This is a genomic window from Mycobacterium sp. (assembly GCF_032162105.1).
Taxonomy (GTDB): Bacteria; Actinomycetota; Actinomycetes; order Mycobacteriales; family Mycobacteriaceae; genus Mycobacterium.
On the sequence record NZ_JAVRPS010000500.1, the window covers coordinates 1 to 13,090 of the forward strand.

Annotated in this window: 12 protein-coding genes; 2 read left to right on the forward strand and 10 right to left on the reverse strand. The window is 67.8% G+C overall.

Annotated features, from left to right (window positions below; all coding sequences use genetic code 11):
• The 5 genes from QOC69_RS25730 to mutA all read right to left on the reverse strand — a co-directional run.
• A partial coding sequence (locus QOC69_RS25730) for a beta-ketoacyl synthase N-terminal-like domain-containing protein (RefSeq protein WP_526444991.1) occupies window positions 1-671 on the reverse strand: 671 nt, incomplete at its 3' end.
• Between the two features lie 830 nt (window positions 672-1,501).
• On the reverse strand, window positions 1,502-2,770 hold the full coding sequence (gene lipL / locus QOC69_RS25735) for an esterase/beta-lactamase LipL (RefSeq protein WP_526444972.1): 1,269 nt from the start codon (window positions 2,768-2,770) through the stop codon (window positions 1,502-1,504).
• A 57-nt stretch (window positions 2,771-2,827) separates the two neighbouring features.
• Window positions 2,828-3,838: a methylmalonyl Co-A mutase-associated GTPase MeaB gene (gene meaB, locus QOC69_RS25740; protein ID WP_526444974.1), complete on the reverse strand. Its 1,011-nt coding sequence runs from the start codon at window positions 3,836-3,838 to the stop codon at window positions 2,828-2,830.
• A complete protein-coding gene (gene scpA / locus QOC69_RS25745) occupies window positions 3,839-6,085 on the reverse strand; it encodes a methylmalonyl-CoA mutase (protein WP_526444993.1) in 2,247 nt (748 codons plus the stop codon).
• A gap of 19 nt (window positions 6,086-6,104) precedes the next feature.
• Window positions 6,105-7,943 carry a methylmalonyl-CoA mutase small subunit gene (mutA, locus tag QOC69_RS25750; protein ID WP_526444976.1) on the reverse strand — a complete coding sequence of 613 codons (1,839 nt, stop codon included), beginning with the start codon at window positions 7,941-7,943 and terminating at the stop codon, window positions 6,105-6,107.
• Between the two features lie 136 nt (window positions 7,944-8,079).
• Here mutA and QOC69_RS25755 point away from each other — a divergent pair, with 136 nt between their 5' ends.
• Window positions 8,080-8,835, forward strand: coding sequence for a TVP38/TMEM64 family protein (locus QOC69_RS25755; RefSeq protein WP_526444978.1), 756 nt, complete (start codon window positions 8,080-8,082; stop codon window positions 8,833-8,835).
• Here the strand turns inward: QOC69_RS25755 and QOC69_RS25760 are convergent.
• The 4 genes from QOC69_RS25760 to QOC69_RS25775 are packed head-to-tail and all read right to left on the reverse strand — an operon-like array spanning window position 8,825 to window position 11,213.
• Entirely contained in the window at window positions 8,825-9,175 is a 351-nt protein-coding gene (locus tag QOC69_RS25760) for a DoxX family protein (protein WP_526444995.1), read from the reverse strand. The two genes, QOC69_RS25755 and QOC69_RS25760, sit on opposite strands and share 11 nt — an antisense overlap.
• 14 nt (window positions 9,176-9,189) lie before the next feature.
• Window positions 9,190-9,558, reverse strand: coding sequence for a DoxX family protein (locus tag QOC69_RS25765; RefSeq protein ID WP_526444980.1), 369 nt, complete (start codon window positions 9,556-9,558; stop codon window positions 9,190-9,192).
• Window positions 9,555-10,763: an SPFH domain-containing protein gene (locus QOC69_RS25770; protein ID WP_526444982.1), complete on the reverse strand. Its 1,209-nt coding sequence runs from the start codon at window positions 10,761-10,763 to the stop codon at window positions 9,555-9,557. The genes QOC69_RS25765 and QOC69_RS25770 overlap by 4 nt, the downstream gene beginning before the upstream one ends.
• An 18-nt stretch (window positions 10,764-10,781) precedes the next feature.
• Window positions 10,782-11,213, reverse strand: coding sequence for an NfeD family protein (locus tag QOC69_RS25775; protein ID WP_526444985.1), 432 nt, complete (start codon window positions 11,211-11,213; stop codon window positions 10,782-10,784).
• A gap of 59 nt (window positions 11,214-11,272) precedes the next feature.
• Between QOC69_RS25775 and QOC69_RS25780 the strand changes: the two genes are divergently transcribed.
• Complete coding sequence (locus QOC69_RS25780; protein WP_526444987.1) at window positions 11,273-12,136, forward strand: Rv1486c family protein; 864 nt, start codon at window positions 11,273-11,275, stop codon at window positions 12,134-12,136.
• A gap of 268 nt (window positions 12,137-12,404) precedes the next feature.
• Here the strand turns inward: QOC69_RS25780 and QOC69_RS25785 are convergent.
• A partial coding sequence (locus QOC69_RS25785; protein WP_526444989.1) for a ferrochelatase occupies window positions 12,405-13,090 on the reverse strand: 686 nt, incomplete at its 5' end.

Here is a 13,090-nt window from a genome sequence, read left to right on the forward strand (position 1 = left end):
TCGGCGTTCACGTCGAACGCGTGGCAACGTCCCGTCGGCGACAACATGCCCTGAGCCGATCCCGAGGACATCTTGCGGGGTTCGAGCATGATCGACACACCGCCGGCAAGGGCGAGGTCGCTTTCGCCGTCGTGCAGGCTGCGGCACGCCATGTGCACGGCGAGCAGGCTGGACGAGCACGCAGAGTCGACTGTGTAGGCCGGGCCATGCAGACCGAGGTGATAGGCGATTCGCCCCGAAGCCATGCTGAAGTTGTTGCCCGTGAACCCGTAGGGGCCGTCGATGACACCGGCGTCCGCGGAAAGCAATTCGTAGTCGCAGCCGGTCAATCCCATGAACACGCCACCGAGGGACCCGGTCAACGTCGCAGGGTCGATGCCGGCATGTTCCACGGCCTCCCACGCGGTTTCGAGAAGCAGGCGGTGCTGGGGATCGATCCCGGTCGCCTCGCGCTCGTTGATGCTGAAGAACTCGGCGTCGAAGCCGGCGATGTCGTCGATGAACGCGCCCCACTTGGAGACCGAACGTCCAGGCACACCGGGTTCCGGGTCGTAATACTCCTCGGCGTCCCATCGGTCCAGCGGCACCTTCGTGACGGTGTCGTCACCCCGCAGCAGCGCCTCCCATAGGGCTGCGGGCGAGTCGATGCCTCCAGGCAGGCGGCATGCCATGCCGATCACGGCGACTGAGGAGACCGTTGTGTCTGCCACGTATTTCAACCTCTTCCACGAACGTACTTCAGGGCCCCCCCGGGTGAAGTTCACGAAAACGCAAATTGGCTAAGCCGCGGCAGTGCGGCCACTCGCCCTCCCCGTTTCCTGTCGATAGTCGGCAAATATGAGTCGGAGCCTAACGACCGCACAGTAATGAAGTGCGGTAGTTCGGGCAAATCTCCAACTGTCTTTCCACCTCCAACATTGCTCGGCGGGAAGATTACACCGACAGCTACCAGTTCGTCTTGTTCAACGAAAACAGGGCGATATCCAGCGGAAACGCCGAATATTAACACTGACGGTCAATTCTGGCGACGAGAGCGGGTCGTTACTAAGTTTTCGCCGACAGTGACACTAGCAAACTTTATATCAACGAACTCTGAGCCTCCGCTGTGCGTTTCGGCAAACCTCGGACAGAAACATACCCATGGTCGAATTCCGGCCCAGGATGGCCATTACTGCAGTAAATAGACGTTCGCGTCAACATTGTCGCGCCGGGGATCAACGCCGTCCGTCAGTCGTGGCGACGTTTCGGGCTCGGCTTCTTCCGGCGCCGCGGATTGCTTGTGCAATCGCGATCGCCATAACGGCGTGTCCCGGCGTCGGTCACCCTGGCAACGGCGCGGCCTCGGCCGCGAGCCCATCTGATGCCACCGCACCCCCTGAAGGCCGTCTTTCGACGAGATTGGCTGTGGCGCAGGTACTTCACGCGGACAACAGATGTTGTCTGCGCTCAGTTCAGGTCCGCGCCAAGTTCAGGATGTGGCGACATCCGAGCGGTGGTGGCTCTAACCGGTCGCGGTGGCGCGCTCGGCGAACGGCGAACCGAACTCGGCTACCCGCGCGAAACCGTGCTTGCGCGACAGCGCAACCCCCCGGCGGATCAGGGCCGCGGTCGCGACGAACCCGGCCTGATCAGCGACCACCAGAGGAGTCAGCAGCCGGTTGTGCACGAACCCGAACGCCAAGCCGGTGACCGGATCCGCCCACCCCAGCGAGCCACCCAGACCGACGTGCCCGAATCCGGGCAGGATGCCCGGCAGCGGCAGACCGTGGTAGCCGAGGTTGAACGACAGCGGCATGAAGATGCTGCCATCGGGGTGCAGGCTGGGCGGGCTGGTGAGCCCGGCGACGAGTTCGGCCGACAGGAACTGGCTGCCGTCGATGGTGCCGCCGTTGGCGATGGCGCCGTACATGCGGGCCAGCGCCCGCGCGGTGGCCACGCCGTTGGCCGCAGGCTGCTCCGTATCCAAGAGCGGGATGTCGCCCTGCACGCTGGCCTTCATGCCAGGGAAGTACATCGAGCCGAAACCGCTCGAGAACGGTAGGGCGGCCAGGTGGGGCGCGACCAGATTGAAGAGCGGGTTCTGCAACCGGCTCTGCGGCCCGATGATCTGGGCGGGCCGCGTCGGCGCGTCGACAGGGGGCCGACCGAGATGGAAACCGTCGGTGTCGAGCGGTTCGGCGAGTTCGGTGCGGAACAACTCCCGCATGCCGCGCCCGGTGACGGCGCGGGCCAGGCCCGCCAGCAGCCAGCCGTAGGTCAGCGCGTGATAGGCGGGCCTCCCCCGCAGCCAGCCCATCGGGGCGGCCGCGAGCCGTTCCTCCATCAGGATGTGGTCCATCAGGTCGGCCTTGGTGGCCCGGTTCAGCTGCGACAACCCGGCCCGGTGCCGCATCAGATCGCGGACGGTGACTGCCGACTTGCCGTTGACGCCGAACGCAGGCCAGTAATCGGCCACCGCGACGTCGTAGTCGATCAGGCCACGGTCGGCGAGCCGGTGGATGACGGTCGAGGCCATCCCCTTGGTCGCGGAGAACACCATGGTCCCGGTGTCAGCGGTCCAGTGCGTGGTGCCGCGGCGGTCCGACCAACCGGTCCACACGTCGACGACCGGAACGCCGTCGAGGTAGACGGCCAGTGCGCCGCCGCCGAACCTACGCCCGGGGAACAGCTGGGAGAAGGCGCGCACGGCGCAGCCGAAATTGGCGTCGGCGGCGCCTTGGACGCCGTGCGGGAGCGCAACGCTGCTCTCCCGAGCTGATGCAGGGGTCACAATGCACAATTTACCTGCACCCGCGGCTAACTAGACAACCGTTACGGATCTGTTAACTCAGCTCGACTCGGCCGCGGTGAGAATCTCCTGCGCAGCAAGCGCCGGAGTCAGTTCGCCGTCCCTGACCCGACGCTCGACATCGGCCCGGATCCGGCGGACGTCGGGGTGCGAAAGAACGCGGTCCAATACGGTGTCGCGGACCATCGACCACGTCCAATCAACTTGCTGCGTGCGTCGTTTCGACTCGAACTCACCGGCGTCGGCGAGCACCTGACGATGTTTGAGCACGGTATCCCACAGTTCCTTCAGCCCCTCGCCGTGCAGCGCGCTCATCGTGAGAACCGGTGGACGCCAAAGTGTTTCGCGCGGATAGATGAGACGGATCGCCCCCGACAACTCCCGCGCGGCGGCCTTCGCCTCCACCGCGTGCGCGCCATCGGCCTTGTTCACCACCACGATGTCGGCCAACTCCAGCACGCCCTTCTTGATCCCCTGGAGCTGATCGCCGGTGCGCGCAAGCGTCAGGAACACGAACGTGTCGACCATGTTGGCAACCGTCACCTCGGACTGCCCCACCCCCACCGTCTCCACCAGGATGACGTCGTAACCCGCCGCTTCCAGCAAAACGATCGTCTCGCGGGTTGCCCTGGCGACACCACCCAAGGTTCCCGAGGTCGGCGACGGGCGGATGTAGGCATCGGGGTGCACTGCCAGCCGCGCCATCCGGGTCTTGTCGCCGAGGATCGAGCCACCGGTTCTGGTCGACGAAGGGTCGACGGCGAGCACCGCGACCCGGTGGCCCTGTTCGATCAGGTACATCCCGAGCGCTTCGATGGTCGTGGATTTGCCGACGCCAGGCACCCCGGTGATGCCGACGCGCAATGCCGTTGGTCGGCCTCCGGCCTCCGACGCCGCGCCGGGTCCCGACATCAGCTCCACCAGCAGTCGCTGCGCCTGATCGCGGTGATCAACCCTGGTCGACTCGACCAGCGTGATGGCCCTCGGGAGGGCGGCCCGGTCGCCGTTGCGGACCGCCGCCGCGAGCTCGATTTCGGAGGAGGGCTCCATTTAGCCGAGGTCGTAGCCGAGGCGCTCGGCCAACTTCTGCAGCAGACCGATCGCGGCGTCGGCGATGACCGTGCCCGGCGGGAAGATCGCGGTGGCCCCTGCGGCGTACAACTCGTCGAAGTCGCCTGGCGGGATCACGCCGCCGACCACGATCATGATGTCCGGCCTGCCCGCCTCGGCGAGCGCGTCCCGTAGGGCGGGGACCAAGGTCAGGTGGCCGGCCGCCAGGGACGACACCCCCACGACGTGCACGTCGTTGTCCGCGGCTTGACGTGCGACCTCGTCGGGCGTGGAGAACAACGAACCGACGTCGACGTCGAAGCCGATGTCGGCGAAGGCCGTGGCGATCACCTTCTGACCGCGGTCGTGGCCGTCCTGCCCCATCTTGGCGACCAGGATGCGGGGCCTGCGCCCGTCGGCCTCGGCGAACTTCTCGACCAGTTCCGTTGCAGCACTGAGGTTACTGACCTTCCCCACCTCATCCCGGTAGACGCCGGCGATGGTGCGGATCTCGGCCTGATGACGTCCCCACACCTTCTCGAGCGCGTCGGAGATCTCCCCGACGGTCGCCTTGGCCCGCGCGGCATCGATGGCCAGGGCGAGCAGGTTGCCTTCGCCTTCGGAGCCGCCCCCGCGGCGACCATCCCCTTGGGCGGCACGGGTCAGTTCGGCCAGCGCGGCCTCGACCGCCGCGGGATCGCGGTCGGCACGCAACTGCTCGAGCTTGGCGATCTGCTCGGCCCGGACGCGGCTGTTCTCGACCTTGAGGACTTCGATCTCCTGGTCCTCGTCGACCTGGTACTTGTTGATGCCGATCACGGTCTGCGCACCCGAGTCGATGCGGGCCTGCGTGCGCGCCGCCGCCTCCTCGATGCGCAGCTTCGGGATGCCGTCGTCGATCGCCTGCGCCATGCCGCCGTGCTCCTCGACCTCTTTGAAATGGGCGCGTGTGCGCTCCGCCAATTCATGGGTCAGCCACTCGACGTAGTACGAACCGCCCCACGGGTCTATCGGCCGGGTGGTGCCCGATTCCTGTTGCAGCAACAGCTGGGTATTGCGCGCGATGCGTGCCGAGAAGTCGGTGGGCAGGGCGAGGGCTTCGTCGAGGGCGTTGGTGTGCAACGACTGCGTGTGGCCTTGGGTGGCGGCCATCGCCTCGATACAGGTTCTCGCGACGTTGTTGAACGGATCCTGCGCGGTCAGCGACCAGCCCGAGGTCTGCGAGTGCGTGCGCAGCGACAGCGACTTCTCGCTCTTGGGGTCGAACTGTGCGACGAGCTCGCTCCAGAGCAGCCGGCCCGCACGCAGCTTGGCCACCTCCATGAAGAAGTTCATCCCGATGCCCCAGAAGAACGACAGTCGTGGCGCGAACTTGTCGATGTCCAGGCCCGCGGCGAGCCCCGCCTTGATGTACTCGACGCCGTCGGCCAGCGTGTAGGCAAGCTCCAAATCCGCTGTGGCGCCGGCCTCTTGGATGTGGTAGCCGGAGATCGAGATCGAGTTGTACTTCGGCATCTTGACGCTGGTATAGCCGAAGATGTCGGAGATGATCCGCATCGATGCCTTGGGCGGATATATGTAGGTGTTGCGGACCATGAACTCCTTGAGGATGTCGTTCTGGATGGTCCCGGCCAGCTTCTCCGGAGGCACCCCCTGCTCCTCGGCGGCAGCGACGTACAGCGCCAGAATCGGCAGCACGGCGCCGTTCATGGTCATCGACACCGACACCGTCGACAGGTCGATGCCGTCGAACAGCTGCCGCATGTCCAGGATGGAATCGATTGCCACCCCGGCCATTCCGACGTCGCCCGCCACGCGGGGGTGGTCGGAGTCGTAGCCCCGGTGGGTGGCAAGGTCGAACGCCACCGACAGACCCTTCTGGCCCGCCGCCAGGTTGCGGCGGTAGAACGCATTGGATTCCGCGGCGGTGGAGAACCCTGCGTACTGGCGGATGGTCCACGGCTGGTTCACATACATAGTCGGATACGGACCGCGGACGAACGGCGGCTGACCCGGGAAACCGTCCAACGGATAGCCCGCCGCCACCACGGCATCGCGGTCGGCGCCGACGTAGACGGGGCGGACGTCGATGCCCTCCGGCGTGGTCCAGTCCAGCTGGTCGGGGGTGTAGCCGTGTGCGGCAGCGGCTTCGGCGACGAGCTCGCCGACGGCGGCTTCGGTCGCGGGCCGCGGGCTCTGCTCGCCGTCCAGCGGGACGTCGGCGAAGCTGGCGATACCCTGTCCAATACCCGCAGTGGCAGTCACCTCAGGCCCCCAATCTGGTGAGCAGGTCCGACAACGCGCGGACCGCGTCGATCTTCGCGGTCAGATAGCCGTCGGGTTTCGAATCCGCTTCGGCGACCGCCTTTTCCGGGCCGGCGAGAAGGACGTACGACACGCCCGCCTTCCGCGCAGCATCGACGGCCGCCGCCGCCTCGGTTGCGTAGCGCGCATCGGTGCCGCAGATCACCGCGACCGTGAAGGACCCGGAGGACCCAGCACTCTCGGAAACGGCTTCGATGCCACCGGAGGCCAGCAGGTTCGCGGCGAACGTCGTGCGGATGTTGTGCTCGGCGAGCGGCCCCAGCGGAAGCAGCAGGGCCTTCGGCCGCGCGCCCGTCGCCGCGAGGTGCGCGTCTGACCGGTCCCGCAGCGCCTCGAAGCCGGCCGCGTAGCGCGCCACCCCTACGGTGTCGGTCCGGGCAGGCAGGGGCGCCTCGGCGAGGTTGGGGTACTCGTTGACGCCGGTGAGGGCGATGCGCCGGTGGGCGATGTCGTCCCCTCGACGGTCTCGGACCCGCTCGATCTCCGCGACGACGTAGTCGCCGGCGTCGACGAAGCCGCCCCTGGACTCGACGTCCTGGAAGTGCTTCCACGCCTGCTCGGCGAGGCGGCGGGTCAGGTCCTCGACGTGCCACGATCCCCCTCCGGGATCCAGCACGCGCCCGACGTGCGATTCCTCCAGCAGCAACAGCTGGGTGTTGCGGGCCATCCGGCGCGCGAAACTGGCTGCGGTGCCCGGCAATCCGCCGGGGATGGCATTGTCGAACGTCCGCACCCACACGGTGTCCGCGCCCCCGACCCCGGCCGCGAACGCGGCAAGCGTGGTGCGCAGCATGTTCACCCAGGGGTCCCGCTGGGCCATCATGGGAGCCGATGTCACGGCGTGCACGGTGGCGGCACCGGCCAGCGGCTCGCCGACCACCTCGGCCACCCTGGCCCACAGCTGGCGCGCCGCCCGAAACTTGGCGATCGTCATGAACTGGTCGTCGTCGGCGGCGTACCGGAAGCTGAGCTGCCGCAGCGCATCGGCCACCGACACCCCGTTCTCGCCGAGCACCCGCAGATAGCTCACGCCGGCGGCGACGGCGCCTGCGAGTTCCCACGACGCGCTGGCGCCCAGATCGTGGAAGGCCGGACCGTCGACGGTGATGGCGCGCACGCCGCTGTCGTAGCCGGTTGCCTTGATCGCGGTGCCGACGACCTCGTCGAGCGACGGCGTCGCCCGGCCGCCCAGTGCCGCGGTCAAGGGGTCGGCACCCAGATCCACCGACAGCCTGGCGCGCTGTTCGTCGTCGAAATCGGTGAGCAACGCCAGCGCCGCGTCGGCGGCGGCGACGTAGTCGCCACCCGCGTCGCGGACGTCCAGGATCACCGGCACCAGATCGAGGAAGACGCCCTCCAGCCACCGGTCGAGTTCTCCTACGGCGATGGCGCCGGTACCCACCCGCAGCACCAGCGCACTGGTGCCCTCCGTCAACGCCGCCAGGATCGCCCCGTTGCCGTCGGCGAGCGATACCGCTCCAGGAAGCGGGAACTCCTCGGCGACCTTCCAGCCCGACTTCACGTCACGCAGCGCGTCGCCGCCCCGGACGAACGGCCACCGGCCGGGCAACGGCGCTTCTGGCAACCCGTCCAGCGCGGTGTAGAGCGGGCGGATCGGGAAGCCCTCGTACGTGGCCGAGTCGAGGAGCCGGTCGGGCTCGGCGCCAAGATCGGCCGGGTCCTTCCTGCTGCTCTTCGCCAGCACTCCCGCCACCGCGGTGCGCCAGCGCGCGCGATCCGCCTCAAGGCTGGTACTGGACCCCTGTAGGGACACCGGCATCTCCTGTTGTCGCGCGCGTGACTTACCACCCGGCCATCAGGCTAAATGATCGCGATCAAGCGCATAACCGCCGGGCAGGCGACTCGCCGCCACACCGCCATGAGCCGATCGGCAACTCCCCGTACTGTTGAGAAGCGTGAAGCCCGTCGTCAGCACGTTGCGCGCAGTATGCGCGGCGATTCTCGCGACGGCATCGCAAGTTCCGCGCCGACGGATCGTGATGCTGGCAACCGCGATTGTGATTCTCGTCGCAGTCGCCGTGTGGGTGCCGCTACCCACCGCGGTGCAGCTCAGGGACTGGGCCACCTCGGTGGGTCCGTGGTTCCCGCTGGCCTTCCTTGGCGCCCACATCGTGGTCACGGTGTTCCCCTTTCCGCGGACCGCGTTCACGCTGGCCGCCGGGCTGCTGTTCGGCCCGATCCTCGGCGTCGCCATCGGCGTGGTCGCCAGCACCATCAGCGCGGTCATCGCCCTGCTTCTGGTGCGCGCGGCGGGTTGGCAACTCAACCGTCTGGTCAAGCACCCGCGGGTCGACGTGCTGGATGCGCGGCTCCGCGAACGGGGCTGGCCGGCGATCCTATCGATGCGGATGATTCCGGCGGTGCCGTTCTCCGTGCTCAACTACGCGGCAGGCGCCTCCGCCGTGCGGGTGGTGCCGTACACGCTGGCCTCGTTCGTCGGCCTGCTGCCCGGCACCGCCGCCGTCGTCATCCTCGGTGATGCGCTCACCGGAAACGTCAGTCCCCTGCTGTTCCTGGTATCGCTGTGCACGGCAAGCCTCGGCATCGCCGGGCTGGTCTACGAGATCCGCACGCACCGCCGTCACCACCGGCAGCACACCGCCGCACAAACAGCCGCGCAGACCGCCGCCGAACCGGCCGTCACGCCCTGACCGGGGGGCCCTTCAGGGTCATCGCCGCGAACGTCGCAAGGAATCCCGCCGCGGAAACGGCAGGCAGGCTCATATCGCGCGCCTTGACGTGAAAGCCCACCGCCAGCACGAAATACAGGGTCAGCATCGCGGTGGTCAATCGGGCCAGCGCCGGCCGTCTGGTGACGGACAGCAGTCCGATCGCCGCGGCGGTCTTGATCGGCGGGAAGACCCACCGATATCGCGGCGGAAAGTTCACGGCATCGAGGGTGCGCGTAGCGATCGCCACCGGGATGGCGTCGGTGACAACCGTCACTGCCATGTACGCGCCCAACACCCGATAGGCGCCATGCGACGTCACGACGTCGGTGCCCACTACTGTGTGCGCCGGCTGACCGATGGCCCCTTCAAGGTCATCGCCGCGAACGTCGCAAGGAAACCCGCCGCGGGAATCGCATTGACGGGCTTGTCACCGGCACGGATGTGCGCGCCGACGGCAAGCACGAAGTACACCGTCAGCATCGCCGTGGTCAGTCGCGCCAGCCAGGGAAACCGGCCGACCGCCAACAGGCCGACGGCCGAGGCGGCCTTCACCGGCGGGACGATCCTGCGCAGGTTCGCCGGCACTCCCAGATCGTCGAAGGACTTGGAGATGGCGGGCAGGGGTATGGCACACGCCACCGCGTCGCCCGCTTCGAATGCCGCGAGCGCCAGGTAGGTCCGCTTCGACGTCAGCACGCTCACTGGCCGGGTGAGCCGTGCCGTGGCTGCCCGTAATCAGGTGTTGGCGGCTGGGCCTGCTGCGACAGCGGCGCGTACTGCGGCGGCGGATCGACCATCCCCTGAACCGGGGTGCGCGCCTCGGCCACCGCCTGGGCAACCGCCTGCGCGATCTCGGGGTCGGTCTTCGTGTTGAACCACTCGGCGACCTCGGCGGAGTCGTCCTCCGGCTTCGGCAGGTCTTCCTCCACGGGCGACGGCTGATACCGGAAGACGCCGTCCTCGCCTGGCGCGCCCAGCATCTTGGTGAAGCCCTGCAGTGCGGTACCGAAGTCGCTGGGCACCAACCACACCTTGTTGGCCTCGCCCTTGGCCATCAGGGGCAGAGTCTGCAGGTACTGGTAGGCCAGCATCTCGGGCGTCGGGCGACCGGCCTTGATCGCCGCGAACGTCTTCTCGATGGCCTTGGCCTGGCCCTGCGCCTGCAGATAGGACGCGGCCCGTTCACCCTGGGCGCGCAGCATCCGGGACTGGCGGTCGGCTTCGGCCGCCAGGATGGCCGCCTGCTTGGCGCCCTCGGCTGAGAGGATCTGGGCCTGCTTCTGGCCCTCGGCCTGCTTGATCGACGCTTCCCGGTTGCCCTCGGCGGTCAGGATCATGGCGCGCTTCTCGCGGTCAGCGCGCATCTGCTTTTCCATCGAGTCCTGGATCGACGGCGGTGGGTCGATGCTGCGGAGTTCGACCCGCGCCACGCGCAGTCCCCATCGGCCCGTGGCCTCGTCGAGCACGCCACGGAGCTGGCCGTTGATCTGGTCGCGCGAGGTCAGCGCCTGCTCCAGCGTCATGCCGCCGACCACGTTGCGCAGCGTGGTGGTGGTCAGCTGCTCGACACCGACGATGTAGTTGCTGATCTGGTAGACGGCGGCCTGCGGGTTGGTGACCTGGAAGTACACGACGGTGTCGATGTTGACCGTCAGGTTGTCCTCGGTGATCACCGGCTGCGGCGGGAACGACACCACGCGCTCGCGAAGGTCCACCCTGGCGCGAATCTTGTCGACGAACGGCAGCAACAGCGTGAGCTGACCGGACACGGTCTTGCTGTAGCGGCCCAACCGCTCGATCACCGCGGCCTCGGCCTGCGGTATCACTTTTACCGACTTGGCCACCACGATGATGGCGAACAGCACCAGCACGGCCACCAGAATCAAACCGGCAACGGCACCTTCCATGACGGATCCTCCCCAATCTCAAATGGTCTTGAAGACGACCGCAGTTGCGCCGTCGATTCGCATGATGGTGACGTGGTCGCCCGCTTCGTAGACATCGTTGTCGTTCAGCGGCCGTGCCGTCCAGACCTCGCCGTCGAGTTTCACCTGGCCCTCGTGGCGCCCCACCCGATCGAGCACCAGCGCGCTCTTGCCTTCCAGGGCCTTCATCGGCTCTGGGAGACCGGTGCCTGCGGCGAACCGGCGCCGCAGCGCGGGGCGCACCAGCACCAGCAGAAGGAGCGTGACCGCCAGGAAGACGACGCCGTCGACCACGTAGTTGTCGACGAGCAAGCTCGACCCGACGGCCGCAAGCGCACCACCGCTGAGCATCAGCAGGAAGAGGTCACCGGTCAGCGCCTCGGCACCGGCCAGGGCCAGCGCTGCAACCAGCCAGATCAACCAAACGGGCATGAACGCAGCCTATCGCGTACGCAGCCTGCCGAGCCGGCAACAACTACACTGCGTGCATTATGTGGTGTCCAAGTGTTTCGCTGTCGGCGTGGAGCAACGCCTGGCTCGCTGGTCTCGCTGCGCCCGACGATGTTTTGGACGCGTTGTCACAGTGGGCACCAAGGCATTCCGTCACCGCCTACGACTCGGTCGCGGCAGGCCGTACCGGGCTGCCGTGGCCCGACCTCACCGATGCCGGAGCGGTGTCGCTGCTGCAGACGCTGCGCACCGCGGCGGGGCCCATCACCGGCGAGCCCGCCATCTCGGTGGCGTTGCCGGTGCCTGGCGACGTGCGCGGCCTGGTGGCGGGCACCCAGTTCCAGGCCGACGCCGTGACGGCCGGTGAGGCGATCATCGTGTCGCACCCTGGGTCTGAAGCGGTGGGACTGGTTCCGGAGTTCGTGTACGACGATGGCTACGGGGATGCGGACGAGGACTCCGACTACGGTCCCGAGATCAGCTCCCTGTCCTGGACGGTGTACTCGCTGTCGGCCATGCCGTTCGGTGAGCACATCGACCTCGGGGCAGCCGAGTACGAACTACGATCCGCGGTGCGTGCGGCCGCCGACGCTCTCGGCACGTTGCGCGCCGGTACGACGGGTGCCGACGTCGCCGATCCGCGCGGGCTAGTGGAGCAGGTGCTCGAGGCGGGGCGCCTGCACAAACTGCCAGAGCACGCCCCGGAGCGGGCAGTGCGGGTGCTGGAGAACGCCGCCCACGTCGACGCGATCATCACCGTGAGTTCCGGGCTGATGCCGATCGGGCTGCAGTCGTCCTCGGAGATGCAGATCGCCAACGAGGCGCTTCGGCCGCTGAACGGTGTGGTCCGCAAGGCGCGGATTGCCGCGGTAAGCGCGATCCTGCACTCAGCCTGGCGGCGGTAGTCACACCGCCAGTACGACGGCGACTGCCGCGACGATCAGGACCAAGCCGACTGCCCCGATGATCCACGGCAGCTTGCTCTTCCGCGGCGGCTCCGCACCACGAGGGTCGAAGCCCGGTTGCAGGTAATCCGGAAGGGGCCCGTCGTTGTCGGCCCGCTCTCCATAGTGTGAACCATCCCCGTAACCTGGCTACACTCCGCTACCCCCTGACTCGCGGCGCCGGTGAAAACGACGCTATCACGGCAATTCGAGGTAGCTGCGCGGCTTTTCAGTCGCTGTCCGTCGGCGCGCCTGCAGCGACGCAGCGCGGCGAGGACGAGCACCGTTGACCGTTGACGACACACCCGCAGCCGGGCACCGGATCCGGCCCGGCGAGGCGGGCGGGTTCGGTGTCGAAGCGCAACTCGTCGATCAGGTCGGCGACCAGTCGCGCGAATCGCGGGTCGGCATTGGGGGTTCTGGCCCTGGCGAACGCGATCCCGGCGTCCTCGGCCTGGCTGCGCAGCTCGTGGTCGAGGTCCCACACCACCTCGATGTGGTCGGCGACGAAGCCGATCGGGCAGACGATCACCGCTCGGGTGCCCCGCTCGGCGAGCGCCGAAAGATGGTCACCGACATCGGGTTCCAGCCACGGTACGCGCGGCGGACCGGAACGCGACTGCCATACCTGATCGTAGTCGTGGTACCCGGCCGCAGCCGCGACCAGCCGCGTCGCGTAGGCCACCTGCCTGCTGTAGAGATTGGGCCCCACCCGCTCGTCGGCCACGATCGGGACAGAATGGGCGGTGAACACCAGCCGGGCCTCGGCGCGCAGGTCGGGCAGTGACGCCGCCGCGGCCGCGATCCCGTCGGCGAACATCTCGACGAAGAGCGGATGGTCGAAGTACTGCCGCAGCTTGACCATCTCTGGCGCGCGCTCCCCCGCCGCCGCCCGACCACGGGCGATGTCCTCGA